The sequence below is a fragment of the Xenorhabdus szentirmaii DSM 16338 genome (assembly GCF_002632585.1).
Lineage (GTDB): Bacteria > Pseudomonadota > Gammaproteobacteria > Enterobacterales > Enterobacteriaceae > Xenorhabdus > Xenorhabdus szentirmaii.
In genome coordinates, this window is sequence record NZ_NIBV01000001.1 from 610,094 (window position 1) to 626,516 (window position 16,423).

Here is a 16,423-nt window from a genome sequence, read left to right on the forward strand (position 1 = left end):
TTTGGAGCGGGAAACGAGACTCGAACTCGCGACCCCAACCTTGGCAAGGTTGTGCTCTACCAACTGAGCTATTCCCGCTTACATTTCAATATGACTTATTCAATATTGCTTACATCACACTACTGACGAAGTATTTTTGATGAAATATTTTGGTACTCGTACTGTTGAAATTATTCATCGGTACGGGGTGCGCATTATACGAGAAATTCTGCTTGTGGCAAGCCCCTAAACGCAAAAAATCGTGTTTTTTCTCTAATTGATGATTAAACCTACAAATTATCTGCTTAATCATCAATCTAAGAGAGTGTTACATCCGGGATGATTGCCAATATCGCACTCTATTCCCGGAAATATTATTTCTGGATAAAATGTTCACGGTAATGCACCAACTCAGCGATGGATTCCCGGATATCATCCAATGCCTGATGGGTGTTTTTCTTGCTGAGCCCTGCTAACACCTCAGGTTTCCAACGGCGGGCCAGCTCCTTGAGCGTACTGACATCCAGATACCGGTAGTGAAAATATTTTTCCAGTTCCGGCATATAACGATACAGAAAACGACGATCCTGCCCCACACTGTTACCGCAAATCGGCGATTTTCCTGCCGGCACCCACTGCTCTAAAAAAGCAATTGTCGCTTTTTCTGCCTCAGCATCATTAAACCGGCTCTGTTTCACCCGCTCAACCAACCCACTGCCGGTGTGCGTCCGGACATTCCAATCATCCATCAATGCCAGCTGTTCATCAGATTGGTGTACTGCAATAACAGGCCCTTCCGCGAGGATATTCAATTCTGAATCGGTTACAATAGTCGCAATTTCAATTATGCGATCATGCTCGGGATCTAATCCGGTCATTTCTAAATCTATCCAGATAAGATTGTTCTCACTTTTTGACATGATATATCCTAGTTTCTTTTAAAGCCGGTAGTCTTTATCCGTGATGTATCATAACGTTTTTGATCACTCACAGCGATAATCAGTAAGATAGAATACATAAGTGAGGTTTGGTGGCTAAGAATAAACTTTCCAAAGGGCAGCAACGCCGTGTACAGGCCAATCATCAGCGCAGGCTGAACAAAGTTGACGCCAATAAACCAGAAATAGATGATAGCCAGCTTGGTGAGCCGCGGGAAGGGCTCGTGATCAGCCGGTTCGGGCAACATGCGGACATTGAAGCCGCTGACGCTTCTATACAACGTTGCAATATCCGCAGGACAATCCGCTCATTGGTCACAGGCGATCGCGTAGTATGGCGTCCCGCATTGCAGCTTCAGTCGGATGTCAAAGTTAATGGGATTGTAGAAGCCGTGCATGAACGCACTTCTGTTCTCACACGTCCCGATTATTACGACGGCATTAAACCGATTGCGTCAAATATAAACCAAATCGTGATTGTCTCCGCTATCTTGCCTGAACTTTCACTGAATATTATTGATCGTTATCTGGTCGCCTGTGAGACGCTCAATATCGCGCCTTTGATTGTGCTCAATAAAATTGATCTGCTGGATGCAGACAGCCGTGAATGGGTCAGGGATGTCATGGATATTTACCGCCATATCGGCTACCGCGTGCTGGAAGTCTCCAGTTATACCGGTGAAGGCATTGCCGAACTCACCTCCCTGCTGGCGGATAAAATCAGTATTTTTGCCGGACAATCCGGTGTCGGTAAATCCAGCCTGCTCAATGAACTGCTGCCTGACAATAAGAACAGCATCCTGGTCAACGAAGTTTCTGACAATTCCGGCCTGGGTCAGCATACAACAACCACGGCACGCCTTTACCATTTCCCGCTGGGTGGTGATGTCATCGACTCTCCGGGTGTCCGTGAGTTTGGATTGTGGCACCTGACACCAGAACAGGTAACCCAAGGTTTCATCGAATTCCGCGAATACCTCGGGGGGTGTAAATTCCGCGATTGCAAACATCAGGATGATCCCGGTTGTGCCTTGAAAGAAGCCCTGGAGCAAGGTGCTATCGCAGAGGAGCGGTTCGAGAATTATCACCGGATCCTAGAAAGCATGGCACAGGTTAAACCACGCCGAAATTTCACGGATAGTCAAAAATAAGACAATAATTAACGATGCACTGACATTAAAAATAATGACAGGTACAATGATAGACTTTTGTCCAATTTACCAAGAATACTCCAAGAGGTTGATGTGCTGGATAATCTTAAAATCAGGCTACAATATTTGCTGCCAAAACAATGCATTACCCATTTAGCAGGTTGGTTCGCCAATAAAAAAGCCGGCTGGTTGACACAACTTGTCATCAAGGCTTTCGCCAAAATCTATAAAGTGGACATGAACGAAGCCAAAGATCCTTCATTCACGGCTTACTCGACATTCAATGAATTTTTCATTCGCCCCTTGAAAGAGGAGGTTCGTCCTATTGTTGACGAGCCTCATCAACTGGCCTTGCCGGCAGACGGAACAATCAGCCAGCTGGGCGCTATCCGCGAAGATCAAATCATTCAGGCCAAAGGTCACTACTACACAGTGGAAGCTTTGCTGGCCGGCCAACATCAACTGGCAGAGAAATTTCGTGATGGGCAATTTGTCACGACTTACTTATCCCCCAAAGATTATCATTGTGTGCATATGCCCTGTGATGGCGTACTCAAAGAGATGATCTATGTTCCCGGTGATCTGTTCTCAGTCAACCCACTGACAGCGGCGAATGTTCCGAATTTGTTCGCTCGCAATGAACGTGTTATTTGCCTGTTTGAAACAGAATTCGGGCCAATGGTACAAATTCTGGTCGGTGCTACCATTGTGGGCAGTATTGAAACTGTCTGGGGCGGTTGTGTCACGCCTCCCCGTGAAGGGATCATCAAACGCTGGGTTTATCCTGACGAAGGAGAAGAAGGTGCGGTTTCCCTCAGGAAAGGTGAAGAAATGGGACGCTTCAAACTGGGTTCGACCGTTATTAACCTGTTTGCCCACAATCAGATTAATTTTGCCAATAACTTATACAGTGGCTCGCAAACCCGCATGGGTGGTCTGATGGCACAGTCTGTCACGCCAGAAAACCCCTTAGAAAATGCTGATGATTCAGTGAATCAACACGATATCGTTAGCTAATTTTAGACTCCAAGGAGCCCCTTATTGTGCGCCTGATTATCAGTTTACTTCTCAGCTTGCTGATTGTGGTCCCGGCTTTGGCTGCAATACCACAGTTGAATGAAACCCAATTGAAACAAGAGCTGAAGCAGATGGGCGGTAGCAAAGAACCGCAGGATGCTGAAATCGCGCAAACACTTCAAGGGGCACTCAATTGGATTAATGATACAAAATCCGCTAACGAGCGTACCCAGAGTTACCAAAAAGCCATTGATGATTTTCCTGCCATTATCAAAGAGCTGCGCCAGAAAATCCTTGCGGAAAGTGATACCGTTCCCCCCATTCCAGCTAACCAGCCTACCAGCAATCTGGAACAACAGATTATCCAAATCAGCAGTCAGCTATTGGATCAGGGACGTCTGTTACAGCAAGAGCAGGACAAAATCCGAGAAATCAGTGATTCAATGAATCAATTGCCGCAACAGCAAGTTGAGGCAAAACGACTGTTGGCTGAAGCCACCTCTCGCCTCCAATCTTTGGGAGCGCCGACCACGCCACTGGCAGAAGCACAATTGAGCCTTGCCCAGGCAGAAGTGAATGCCCGCAAGGCAGTGACCACGGAATTAGAGATGGCACAACTTTCTGCCAATAGCCGGCAGGAAATTTCCCGCATTCGTGCTGAGTTATTTAAAAAACGCTACCAACGGCTGGATCTAAAACTCCAGCAACTGCGCAGCCAGTTAAATATTCAACGCCAGCAGAAAGCAGAATCCGCGCTTGAGCATACCGAGATGCTGGCAGAGCAAAGTGGCGGGAAGCTCCCGCAATTTTTGCTTGATGAGCTTCAACAGAATCGCCATCTATCACAAATGCTCAGCCAACAGACCCAGAAAATGGACGTCATTGGCTCACAGCAACGCAAAGCAGCCAGCGATATCCTGCAAGTGCGCCAGACACTGAACACTATCCGTGAACAAGCCCAATGGCTAAATGACTCTACCGCACTTGGGGAAGCCCTAAGAACTCAGGTTACACGTATCCCGGATATGCCGAAATCTCAGCAACTTGACAGCAATATCGTTGAATTGCGGGTTGAAAGGCTGAAATATGAGGAAATGCTGGAACGTTCACAACACGACACCGACCAAACATCTCCTTCATATAACGCACTGACTCCGGCACAAAAACAGGTTTATGAGTCGCTTAACCGCACTCGGAAAGAGTTATTGAACTCGCTGATCTCAGGCTATGACAATGAAATACTGGAGCTGACAAAGCTTAAAGTCACCACCAGCCAGCTCAACGACGCCCTGAAAGAAGTGCAGGATGCAACACACCGCTATCTATTCTGGGTTGCAGATGTTAATCCCATCTCACTGAATTATCCGCTGCTGGTCGTACAGGACTTAACCCGCTTACTGTCTCTGGATACCTTCTCACAACTGGGTGGGGCCATTCACAGTATGTTGACCACACAGGATACCCTGCTCTATCTGTTGGGGACATTGCTACTGGTGATTTTCAGCATCAGCTCACATCGCCAATACCATGCTTTCCTTGAACGTTCCAGCAATCGTATCGGCAAAGTCACACAGGATCATTTCTCCCTGACCCTGCGCACTGTGTTTTGGTCTGTCATTGCCGCCTTGCCATTGCCCATGCTCTGGTCAGCCATTGGCTATGGCCTGCAAAATGCGTGGCAGTATCCGATGGCTAACGCAATAGGCGATGGTGTACGTGATACAACGCCAGTACTCTGGATTTTCATGCTCAGCGGAGCCTTTGCCCATCCAAACGGCTTATTTATCGCGCACTTCCGCTGGCCAGAAGAGCGTATAAAACGGGCAATGCGTTTCTATCGCCTGTCCATTTTCCTGATCGTGCCTCTCATGATGGCATTAATCACGTTCAACCATTACAGCGATCGGGAATTTACCTCAACCCTGGGCAGATTATGCTTCGTGATGCTCTGTATCTCCCTGAGTCTGGTCACCAGCAGCCTGAAACGTGCGGGTGTCCCGCTTTATATGGACAAACACGGTTCAGGCGAGAATATTGTAAATTCTATTCTATGGTGGATATTGCTCTCTGCACCCATTCTGGCCGCATTTGCGTCGATCCTGGGCTTTTTGCAAACCTCGCAAGCCTTGCTGGGCCGTCTGGAAACTTCCGTCGCCATCTGGTTTTTCCTGCTGGTCATTTATCACATCATTCGCCGTTGGATGTTGATCCAACGGCGTAAAATTGCATTTGAACGTGCAAAACAGCGCCGTGCCGAAATATTGGCTCAACGTGCCAAAAACGAAGACGATTCTGCGAATATCAACAGCAGTGTAGAAGGTTCGATCGACGTTGAAGAACCTATCATTGATCTGGACGCAATCAGCGCCCAATCGCTGGGACTGGTACGTTCAATTCTGACGATGACCGCACTGGTTTCCCTCATTCTATTGTGGTCTGAACTGCATTCGGCCTTCTCTTTCCTTGAAAAGATCCGTCTTTGGGATGTCAGCACAACCATCAATGGCGTTGAAACAGTCCAACCCATCACTATGGGGTCAATATTAATTGCCATCTTGGTCATTGTGATTACGGCACAACTTGTCCGCAATCTGCCAGCACTGCTGGAACTCGCACTGTTGCAGCATCTGGAACTGACACCGGGGACAGGCTACGCCATTACGACACTGACCAAATACAGCATTACCCTCATTGGTGGCTTGGTGGGCTTCTCTCTGATGGGCATTGAGTGGGCGAAACTACAATGGCTGATCGCTGCGATGGGGGTGGGCCTTGGTTTTGGTTTGCAAGAAATCTTCGCCAATATCATTTCCGGCCTGATAATCTTATTTGAAAAACCGATCCGGATTGGTGATACCGTGACTATCCGGGGCCTGACCGGCAGTATCACCAAAATCAACACACGGGCGACCACACTGTCTGACTGGGACCGAAAAGAGATTATTGTCCCTAACAAAGCCTTTATCACTGAGCAATTTATTAACTGGTCACTCTCTGACACGGTCACCCGTATTGTCCTGACCATCCCTGTTCCTGCTGACACTGAATCGGCCTATGCCACCGATATATTAATGTCCGCAGCGAAAAATTCACCTTTGATTCTCGATAACCCAACACCAGAAGTGTATTTGGTGGATCTACAACAGGGCATTCAAATTTACGAATTACGTGCTTATGCGGCAGAAATGGGGCATCGCATGCCCGCACGCCATGAAGTCAATCAACATATTTTGCAGGAATTCCGCAAACACAATATCACTTTGCCATTCCCGCCATTTCAAGCCCATGTTGATATTTTTGGACAAGAAATTCGTAGCTCCATGATGAATGCTTCAGGACGTAATCCTCCCCGTAAATCAGGAGCATTATAAAACCAAACCGACATGATAAAACTCATACCTTATCAAATTGGTGGATTACTGGCATTCAATGGCGTTTCTATATTGGGAAACGCCATTACTGAAATTGCCATTCCATGGTTGATCCTGGAAATATCAGGCAGCCCACTGTTGGTTGCCAGCGTGATGTCGGCGAAAATCCTGCCGCTCATCCTCTCTATTTTCTTTAGTGCAAAACTGGTCGATAAATACGGGGCATTCCGTATCTCGTTATTATCTGATCTGGTGAATTTTCTGAGCGTTCTGCTGATCCCCGTTTTTTATACGATGGATGTCCTGCACTTTTATTTACTGGCAGTTTTACTGATATTTTCCACCATTTTAGATTCTCCCGGACGTCTGGCAAAAGACATCATGCTGGCAAAGGAGATCAAAAAAAATAAAAGCGGGCATGAGCTGATCAATGGGATCAACAGTACCATTGAGAATATTTGTGACCTGATTGGCCCTGTTGTGGGCTCATTGATTATCGCCATGATCGGTACGATAAACGCCCTGTATTTCGATGCAGTGAGTTTTTTAGTTGTCGCATTGGGGCTGATTATGCTGAAAAAACATTTTGTCGCTGATATCAATGAAGTGACCGTCGTGCCCTCCCGACCACACCACTATTTCTGTGAAGCATTCAGATACCTTAAATCCGAAAAAGAAATTTTCTCAGTTCTTGCCATCAGTTCGTTGATAAATATTGTTATTACACCGTTTTTGATCGTTTATTTACCCTATATCAATCAACAAGAATTTAATTCCGTTTGGAGCCTCGGTATTTCAATGACCTGCTTCGGCGCCAGTACCACACTTTCTTCGTTGTTGTACGGCGTTTACGGTAACTATTTTTCCAGTCACCGGATTATCCTTTGCGGCTATGGTTTTTTCTCCCTGTGCCTGATGTCGCTGAATTTATTTGAGGGGCAATCTGCCCTGTTTATTCACCTTTTCGCCATTGGTTTCTGTATTGGTTTTTCTGCCCCCGTCGAAATCACACTGATTCAACGTCAGGTTCCTGAGAAATTATTTGGCAGGATCATGACGCTGTTTTCTTCTACCCGATACCTTGCTGTACCTGTGGGGTATCTCTTTTTTGGCACAGTGCTGGAATCAGGTTTTGCCAAGCAAACGCCTCTGATAATGGCTTCTATCGTATTGGTAGGATTAGTCATATACAAATTCATGCGTGGGAGCATGACGAGCGGGAACATGATTCAATGAAAGGGTCCTTTTTTCAGTCCGGTCTTTCCTCGCAGAAAAAAGCCTCTCTATCGCCAGATATACCAACGCCTTATTCAGGCCATCAATCAAGGCATATTACAGCCTGAACAACGTATTCCTTCTATTCGCACATTATCTAATGAACTACATGTTTCCCGCAGTACGGTAGAATCAGCTTATATGTTGCTGATCAGCGAAGGTTATCTGGAAGCAAGGGGACAAGCCGGAACCATTGTCTCCCCACGCGTTGCAGGCATAGAGTTATTGAAAGTTTAAATCAGGTTTTCAATAACCGCCTTCAATTTGATATTCCCGTAGGCGGACTGCATTTACTGGCAAAACTGAATCAACATGAAGATGATATTGCCCTGTCCCAACTTCCCAGAAAACAAGGCCTTGGTATTGCTGCCCTGTCTTCACGAGGCTTGAGCGCTGATTGCGGCAAAGGGTTACTGTTCGGCTTCGCCAATGAAAAAACACCAGAAATGGCTTTGCGCCATGCCCAAGATCTACAAAACTGCCTGTTCCAAAACTACTGACGCATGCCTATTGCAAGCCGATTCATACCATTCATGAGAGAGATTGCAAAAGTCAGATCTGAAATTTCCTTATCCGTAAAATGCGCTTTCAAAGGGAAATACGCCTCATCATCAGCATGAGTTGTGGAAATATATGTTAAAGCTTCCGCCCATTCCAATGCGGCTTTTTCACGAAGGGTAAATTGGTTGCTGACACGCCATCCCGCCAATTCCCACAAACGGCGGTCAGTTTCTTGATTTTCTCGTAAAGAGCGAGAATGTTTATTGAGACAGAAAGAGCAACCGTTAATTTGGGAAACTCGCAAGTAAACCAATTCTATTAACTTTAATCCTAACGGGCTCTTTTCCAATTCATCTTTGACAATACGAAATCCTTGCAGCAATTCGGGGGATAAATCGTAATAAGCAAGACGTAATCCACTCATGCGTCATGGTCCTTATCTTTGTAGCATAGTCATTATTGTTAACGATTATTGTTGTTAACTATTATTGTTGTCAACGATCATCACTGTTAACGATATAATAAATCATCGATTCAGATCAGAGACAAGATTGGCATTTTTAATCATGACAAGATTTGATTGAACATCAAACCTATCTTCCCATCGCCAATATTTTCTGTTCGGAAATAAAAAAAACACTGCTTAAAATAATAAGCAGTGTTTTGCTATGCAGGTAGCTAACTAAATCGTTAATTCATTCTATATCAAGAATCTACCTCACTAAATACCATTCTTGATTAAAACGGTATTAAGAGAGTAATTCGTCACATCACTATATTTGAATTAGGATTATAAAAAATAAAAAAACAAACTATTAAAGGATAACTCACTCTATACTTATTTATCGTAAAATGCCATATCCTGATATTTATAAGATAATACTACCCCGTTAATGCCATTATGGGTTAATGAACAATAAAATACTTATAAGTGCAAAATTAACAACATAAACAATATAAACCTCTCCGGTTCATATCAAAGTTATACATAAAACCATCAGAAGAATAAAACCCATTAACTTATTATACCTTTCAGTTAAATGACTATTTTCCATTGCCATTGTATGGGTAATTTTGTGATTACTTTTAACAAATCAATACCCACTGCATATCATTTCATCAATAGCAGCAATAATGGCAAAAAATGCCGTCCCCACCGGTCAATCATTTACATAATTTTAACAAAATCCTATCATTCAAGGAAAAATCGTTGCTATGTGTATTTCTTCCTTATCAGAGGCGACATGAAAATTTTATCCGAGCGACCTTGGTTGCTGATAACATTTTTTTTGATATCCAACTTATTTTCATCTATTGCAGTTTCTATCGGGATGTATCTCATTCCATGGTATATCAGCAATACTGCCGGTGAGCCTGTATTCCTTGCCAATACCGCGATGTTATCTGCGCTTTTAATTCTTTTTTTATCACCTTTTATTGGCAAATTGATTGATTCTTTCAATCGAAAATCAATCCTCACGTTTATCACCATTGTCATCTTGGTGCTTTTTCTGTTTCTTGCTCTCTCTGACGACACTTTTTTGAACCGCTTATATGCCTTGATTGGGGCGTATTTATTTATCCAAATTTATTATTCGGTTTTCTACAATACCCGACAAGGATTTATCAAAGATATCTTTGCTGAGAGTCAACTTTATCGCATTAATGCCATCCTTGAGATTGAAACCCAGTCTTCGATTCTATTGGCGGCAGCCCTGGTATTTTTCTTTTCAACCACATTAACCAGCACAGATATTTTTCTCGTGCTGGCAGGAATGGCATTTATTTCTCTGGTTATGCTAATGGTGATCCCTTATACATCCAACGTCACTACCGGCAGCAAAAATACGCAAGCACCACTCCCCAAACTTTCACTTTCATTTTTAAAAACCGATCTGTTTTGCTATATGGCAATGGGGAATATACCCTTTATTTGCATTATGACAATCAACGTGATCCAAGCTCCCTTTATGAATGATGTACTTCTTGAACCTATCGGCTCGTATGCAACCTATGGGATCATATATGGCTGTGGGGCCATATTAGTCGGTTTCATTATGGAGCGGCTCTCCGGTCGTTATCCACAACGCAAGCTGGTTTTTATTTTCACGTCTATTTTTGCAATAACGCTGGGGATTATTGCAACAGGGCTGGTGCCCCTGATTTTCGCCAATAATTATCAGCATGTATGGAATTATATTTTCGCAATCAGCCTTATTGCCCCTGTGGCATTACTTTTCAGAAGGTATTTGGATAGAAATTTAATCGCTATTCAATAAGGAAAATAGGTATTTCCGATGGCAATTTGTGCTATTTTGCCATACTATTGATTAGCAAATATGCAGTGAAAACAGCATCCGGCCAGATGCTGTTTTCAATTTACCCGTTCTCTGTATTCGTTTTATTTGCCAAATAAATCGTCAAATAATTAACATCAAACTTGGTATACTTGTCGCAGGTAACAAGAAACGGCATCATCAGCATTAGAACCAATCACTTCCATCTCTGGCAGCGTATCTTTTAAACGCTGGTGTGCTCCCTGCATGATGCACCCCTTGCCTGCCGCGCTCAGCATTTCTCTGTCATTCATGCCATCACCAAAGGCAATGCAATCACTCAATAAGTATCCAAGGGACTGACATACCTGCTCCAGGGCATAGCCTTTAGAAACACCCCCTGCCATGACTTCCAGATAACTACTCAATGAAAAGCTGACGTTGACTCTTTCTCCCCAACGCGCTTTGATCCGCTTTTCCAACTCCACGAGATAATCATGATCTTCACTGTAATAATAGACTTTGCACACCCCGTCCGTCGGGAAGTTATCACGCTGGAAAATCTGGTAATGGAAAACAGACTCCTGAAAAAAATCAACTTGCTCAGGTGCTTCACGATTAATGAGCCAATCATCGTTATTGAAGTAGTTAGTCAGGATATTAGGATTGTCAAACTCCAATAAACATAATTCATGCGCAATATCAGGATTTAAATTATGGCTGAATACCAGTTCATTCTGAGTGTTATGAACTCTTGCTCCGTTTGATGTGATCATATAAGCATTGATACCAAGCCCATCCCGGATCTGCCCTACATCAATATGATGGCGACCTGTCGCAAAAATAAAATGGATGCCTTGGTCTGTCAGTAAGTTCAGGGTTTCCTTGGTATAAGGCGTTAATTTGTGGGCGGGTGACAGCAATGTTCCATCTAAATCTGAAGCGACAACATGATACATAGTTATAGTTCCTAAACTAAGTCAATGAAGATCAAAAAAATCACAAATTGCATTGAGAGCTTGTGCTCGTAATATATCTTTCTCGAACAAGATTTCGTGATGAGCGCCTTGAATAACCAGAAGCTGTTGTTTTTCCGGCTCTACGCCCGCTTTTTGACGTGTATTGCAAAAAGCCAGCTGCTCCCGGTTACTCACTACTTTATCTTCACTCGCCTGCAACACAGTGAGTGGCGTTCGAATTTTGTCGGCATTTTCAACTAAATTATCTCCCATTCGCAGGCTTTCCCGCATCCAATGGTAAGTCGGGCCACCGAGACGTAATTCTGGATAATCAACATAATAGCGTAAATAACGCTGATAACGCGCATAACTGTGCGTTAGCAGATTGATAAAATAGGGTAACGGCTGCCATTGACCTGTTGATAATGCATAGGCATTGCGCTTTTCAATATGCAGTTCAGCCTGATTGACCAAAAAATTAGCCAACCAACGAGGCATGGGTAAGTTGATGCCAAACATGGGCGCACAGAGTGCCGCTGCACGAAAAACCGGTTCCTGATAACGCATTAGAAAACGACTCAAGATAGCCCCTCCCATAGAATGGGCCAGTGCATAACAACACTGATGCTGACGAGGCATGACTTCTAATTCGACAAATTTTGCAAAATCATCCACATAGTGATCGAATGATTCAACATGCCCTTTTTGCCGATCCTTCAACATTCGCCCTGAACGCCCTTGCCCACGATGATCAATGATAAAAATATCATAGCCCAGATGATAAAAATCGTAGGCTATTTCAGTATATTTCACATAGCTTTCACTACGGCCGGGCAAAATCACAAGCGTTTTGTCATGAAATGGGGAACAAAAGGAGACATAGCGGATGGGAATATCATCAACTCCCATAAAATGCCGTTCGTCCCGTGTATACCAGAAATCCAGCAATGCTCCATTCATAAAGGCTGAGTACTGAGGTTCGCGGTTTAACCAGCTCTCTTTCAATATCTCAGGTGCCATTCATCACCCTCTGTTATAACAATGCCCTATTCCATTAGGCTCTCATTATCAGTCTGTTATTAAAACCTGTCTGTTATTAAAACCTTTCTGCTACTCCAATCCGTCAAAGTGATCGCGGATCAATGCCATGAAGGCATCACCAAAACGTTCCAGTTTTCGCTGCCCAACGCCATTAATCTGCAAAAGTTCATCCGGCGTTATCGGGCACTGTTCTGACATCTCAATTAACGTAACATCATTGAAGACAACAAAAGGGGGAATATTGTTTTCATCCGCAATGGATTTACGTAATTTGCGCAATTTTGCAAACAACTTGCGATCATAGTTACCACTGTATGATTTGTTTTGCTGATTACGGCTTTTCAGGCTTTGAATACGTGGTACAGCAAGCTGCAATGGCACTTCCCCCCTCAACACAGGCCGGGAAGCTTCTGTCAGTTGCAATGCAGAGAAATTGGCAATGTTTTGGCTAATCAGCCCCAGATGGATAAGCTGGCGTAAAATGCTCATCCAATGTTCCTGGCTCTGTTCTTTGCCAATGCCATAAACAGGCAATTTGTCGTGCCCAAAATCCCTGATGCGTTGATTATTCGCACCACGAAGCACTTCTACGATATAGCCAACCCCAAAACGCTGACCAACGCGATAGATGCAGGACAGGGCTTTTTGCGCTTCCACCAGGCCATCATAACGCTTGGGGGGATCAAGGCAAATATCACAATTGCCACAGGCAGCCTGACGGCTTTCACCAAAATAGTTGAGCAACACCAAGCGCCGGCAGGTCTGGGCTTCTGCAAACGCCCCCATTGCATTGAGCTTATGCCGCTCTATGTCTTGTCGTTCACCCGCCTCTTTTTCTTCCAGACAACGGCGCAGCCATGCCATATCGGCAGGATCATAAAACAGCACGGCTTCGGCAGGTAAACCATCCCGCCCTGCTCTTCCCGTTTCCTGATAGTAGGATTCAATGTTACGAGGAATATCAAAATGTACAACAAAACGTACATTGGGTTTGTTAATTCCCATGCCAAATGCAACCGTTGCGACAACCACCTGTAAGTCATCCCGCTGGAAAGCGTCCTGTACCCATGCACGCTGATTGTTATCTAATCCGGCATGGTAAGGTGCGACACTTAGCCCACGTTTTTGCAGGCGTTCTGCTGTTTCTTCCACTTTATTGCGACTATTGCAATATATGATCCCGCTTTTCCCTTTCTGGCCGCGGACAAATGCCCAAAGCTGATCAAGTGGCTTATATTTCTCGACCAGCGTATAGCGAATATTAGGCCGATCAAAGCTGCTGATATGGATAACCGGATCATGTAATTCCAATAGGCGAACGATATCCTGACGGGTGGTTTTATCTGCCGTCGCCGTCAATGCAACCACAGGAAGTTCAGGAAAGCGGTGACGAAGTTGACCCAGTGCGCGATATTCCGGACGGAAATCATGCCCCCATTGTGAAATACAGTGGGCTTCATCTACTGCCAATAGCACAGGTTGCCAATCACGAAGTTGATCAAGAAAATTGTCCGTTACCAAACGCTCAGGAGCAATATAAAGCAGTTTAATGCTTCCCTGACGACACCGTTGGATAATGTCAAATTGCTGTTCACGGTTTTGAGTTGAGTTCAGGCATTCCGCATCAACGCCATTTGCCCGCAACTGATCGACCTGATCTTTCATCAGTGAAATAAGCGGGGATACAACCAGTGTCAGGCCGTTTTTTACCAATGCGGGGATCTGGTAGCACAGTGATTTTCCGCCCCCTGTTGGCATCACCACCAGGCAATCACGTCCACCAAGAACGGCGTCGATCACCTGCTGTTGCCCCGGGCGAAATTGCTGATATCCGAATGTTTTTCGTAATGCTTGTTCAGCCAGCGATGCCGTGCTGATGAGTTCTGCGGTAGACACGCCTTTCCTCAATCGTTAGAAGCTAATCATTAAACGCCAATCTTTGGAACAGCCTGAAAAAACAGGCCATACAAATACAGGCACGCCATTACGGTCTGTATATCATGCGACTGCACGGTCGGCGCCATTACAGCATATCATTCAACATAACGCCGATACCAAAACGGGTCTGTTTGAAATTGTAGTCAATCATTGACTCCCCGTATCCTGCGAAAAGCTGTGTATAAAGACGCATGTGCTTGGTGATCGGGTAACTCCAACCCAGCTCTCCGCTTCCATAGCCACTACTCCAGTTGTAACGCCCTTGAGCCGTAAATACGCTGTCTCCCCAGATATAACCGACCTTCAGGCGGTAATGGCCCAGATAGCGGCTGATATCATCATTGTCATCATGGCATGAACTTTCCGGCAGCCGGTACCACGGCTTGAAATCCACCTGCCAATTGCCTTTTTGTGCCATAAAACGCGCATACAGACGATTCCAGCTACGTCTTCCGGGCGCCCATTGGATTGGTGATTAAAACCCATTTCAATTTCTCGTAAATGCCAACCTGCAAACTCATGGTCAGTCAGCCGTGCCAGAAAGATCTGCGGCTCATAATTGGTTTCACGGAATGGGGAGGATTCTTTCTTATTGCTGAGTTGCCACCATGACCGCTGAGTATAAGAAGCACCAAGCAATGAGCCTTCACCGAGAATTCCCTGCCATAACGGGAAACCAAAACTTATCTGAAAACTGACTTCATCTTTGCGAGCCTGATCTGACCAATCATAACTGTGGATGGCCGGTTTATTCATACTGGAGCCATAAGTATAGATAAGGTAATTTGTATCGTAGGAATAGAGCATCAATGGTGATTCCTGCTCCCCCAATATTATCGCAAACACACCCCCTCTTCCATTCAACTCACCAATCTGTTTTTTTGCTCTATAACACATTGATGAGAATAAACAAGCAGCATTTTCCATAGCCAACGCATCTCTGGTTTTTCCTATTGTGATAATTGCGAGATAAAGAATTGCCGCTTATTCTACACGCTATATGGTTATTTTTTGTAGCCCGTTTTTTTTCAGTTAATTATTTTTCGAAGTGTTTCACAGACTGGTAAATTTGCTGTCCAAGGCATAAAATTAACAAGTTATTAACGACAGTTACCCATTAGAATTCAGCCGTTTTACTTTTCATTATCAGGAAACCGCCATTTCATTATCAGGAAACTACAATGGAAAATATGCAGCAAGTGGACAAAGTATTAACACCTGAAGAAGCCCGTCTATTTATCGGTGAAATTTTTATTTACCATATGCCATTTAACCGGCTTCTGGGGCTTGAATTACTCCGATTCGAACAGGACTATGCAGAAGTGCAATTTTGCAATCAGGAAAAGCTGGTCGGCAATATAACGCAAAATATTCTGCATGGCGGTGCAATTGCAACCATACTGGATGTGGCTGGCGGGCTGGTCTGTGCGGGAAATGCTCTCACCTCACTGGAACTTCTGACAATTGCAGAGATGCAAAAACGTTTATCCACTCTCGGCACGATTGATTTACGCATCGATTATCTGCGTCCCGGACGTGGCGAAGTATTTACGGCCAGCTGCAATATTATCCGCAATGGAAATAAAGTGTCTGTTGCCAGAATTGAGCTTCATAATGAAAATCAAGTGCATATTGCCAGTGCAACAGGAACTTATTTAGTTGGTTAACGTTTTTATCGTTATTCAGTGACGGCATCCTGTCGCATTTAAATCTGTTATGCCCTTGCTCTCTGAATTCATGTTGATAACCGCATTCACCCTGTAATTGCATGCGATATCACACACGGGGCATAACCAGAAATATTGATGTAACGGTCGCGGTATTTATGACATTTCGTGAAAATGCGTGAAAATAAAACAGAAGCCGGCAACATCAAAACAGATAACTACTTTATGTTTTTATAACAACTTCGCATAAATAATCACTTGAATAATAGAAAAAATTTAATTTATTATTCAAGCTATTAACTACTTGTAA

At 44.3% G+C, this 16,423-nt stretch carries 12 protein-coding genes, 1 tRNA gene and 1 pseudogene; 7 read left to right on the forward strand and 7 right to left on the reverse strand.

Features of this window, described 5'->3' with window-relative positions; all coding sequences use genetic code 11:
• Positions 1-2 precede the first annotated feature (2 nt).
• Both Xsze_RS02845 and orn read right to left on the reverse strand, forming a co-directional pair.
• Positions 3-78, reverse strand: a tRNA-Gly gene (locus tag Xsze_RS02845).
• A gap of 275 nt (positions 79-353) precedes the next feature.
• Positions 354-899 carry an oligoribonuclease gene (orn, locus tag Xsze_RS02850; RefSeq protein ID WP_038242321.1) on the reverse strand — a complete coding sequence of 182 codons (546 nt, stop codon included), beginning with the start codon at positions 897-899 and terminating at the stop codon, positions 354-356.
• A gap of 110 nt (positions 900-1,009) precedes the next feature.
• Here orn and rsgA point away from each other — a divergent pair, with 110 nt between their 5' ends.
• The 5 genes from rsgA to Xsze_RS23085 all read left to right on the forward strand — a co-directional run bounded on the left by rsgA (position 1,010) and on the right by Xsze_RS23085 (position 7,968).
• Positions 1,010-2,068 (forward strand): small ribosomal subunit biogenesis GTPase RsgA, encoded by a 1,059-nt coding sequence (rsgA, locus tag Xsze_RS02855; protein ID WP_038242318.1) that lies wholly within the window; start codon positions 1,010-1,012, stop codon positions 2,066-2,068.
• Between the two features lie 93 nt (positions 2,069-2,161).
• Positions 2,162-3,085 (forward strand): archaetidylserine decarboxylase, encoded by a 924-nt coding sequence (asd, locus tag Xsze_RS02860; protein ID WP_051462648.1) that lies wholly within the window; start codon positions 2,162-2,164, stop codon positions 3,083-3,085.
• 26 nt (positions 3,086-3,111) lie between these two features.
• Positions 3,112-6,456, forward strand: coding sequence for a miniconductance mechanosensitive channel MscM (gene mscM / locus Xsze_RS02865; protein WP_038242315.1), 3,345 nt, complete (start codon positions 3,112-3,114; stop codon positions 6,454-6,456).
• A gap of 12 nt (positions 6,457-6,468) precedes the next feature.
• On the forward strand, positions 6,469-7,692 hold the full coding sequence (locus Xsze_RS02870; RefSeq protein WP_038242312.1) for an MFS transporter: 1,224 nt from the start codon (positions 6,469-6,471) through the stop codon (positions 7,690-7,692).
• Positions 7,693-7,749: 57 nt separating this feature from the next.
• The gene (locus Xsze_RS23085) at positions 7,750-7,968 is read left to right on the forward strand and encodes a GntR family transcriptional regulator (protein ID WP_084616404.1); all 219 of its coding nucleotides are present in this window, start codon (positions 7,750-7,752) and stop codon (positions 7,966-7,968) included.
• Positions 7,969-8,224: 256 nt separating this feature from the next.
• On the opposite strand, the gene Xsze_RS02885 is transcribed toward Xsze_RS23085, so the two are convergent.
• Positions 8,225-8,656, reverse strand: a complete 432-nt coding sequence (locus Xsze_RS02885) for a carboxymuconolactone decarboxylase family protein (RefSeq protein WP_038242309.1) — start codon at positions 8,654-8,656, stop codon at positions 8,225-8,227.
• A gap of 820 nt (positions 8,657-9,476) precedes the next feature.
• On the opposite strand from Xsze_RS02885, the gene Xsze_RS02890 reads away from it, so the two are divergent.
• Positions 9,477-10,511, forward strand: coding sequence for an MFS transporter (locus Xsze_RS02890; protein ID WP_038242306.1), 1,035 nt, complete (start codon positions 9,477-9,479; stop codon positions 10,509-10,511).
• Between the two features lie 155 nt (positions 10,512-10,666).
• On the opposite strand, the gene yigL is transcribed toward Xsze_RS02890, so the two are convergent.
• From yigL to pldA, 4 genes and pseudogenes are all read right to left on the reverse strand, one after another.
• Entirely contained in the window at positions 10,667-11,467 is an 801-nt protein-coding gene (gene yigL / locus Xsze_RS02895; protein WP_038242303.1) for a sugar/pyridoxal phosphate phosphatase YigL, read from the reverse strand.
• Positions 11,468-11,488: 21 nt separating this feature from the next.
• Complete coding sequence (gene pldB / locus Xsze_RS02900) at positions 11,489-12,487, reverse strand: lysophospholipase L2 (RefSeq protein WP_038242302.1); 999 nt, start codon at positions 12,485-12,487, stop codon at positions 11,489-11,491.
• Between the two features lie 90 nt (positions 12,488-12,577).
• Positions 12,578-14,404: an ATP-dependent DNA helicase RecQ gene (gene recQ, locus Xsze_RS02905; RefSeq protein WP_038242300.1), complete on the reverse strand. Its 1,827-nt coding sequence runs from the start codon at positions 14,402-14,404 to the stop codon at positions 12,578-12,580.
• A gap of 127 nt (positions 14,405-14,531) precedes the next feature.
• Positions 14,532-15,301 (reverse strand): annotated as a pseudogene (gene pldA, locus Xsze_RS02910) (phospholipase A); the annotation flags it as partial.
• Between the two features lie 326 nt (positions 15,302-15,627).
• On the opposite strand from pldA, the gene Xsze_RS02915 reads away from it, so the two are divergent.
• Positions 15,628-16,113, forward strand: a complete 486-nt coding sequence (locus tag Xsze_RS02915; RefSeq protein ID WP_038242298.1) for a thioesterase family protein — start codon at positions 15,628-15,630, stop codon at positions 16,111-16,113.
• The last annotated feature ends 310 nt before the right edge of the window (positions 16,114-16,423 follow it).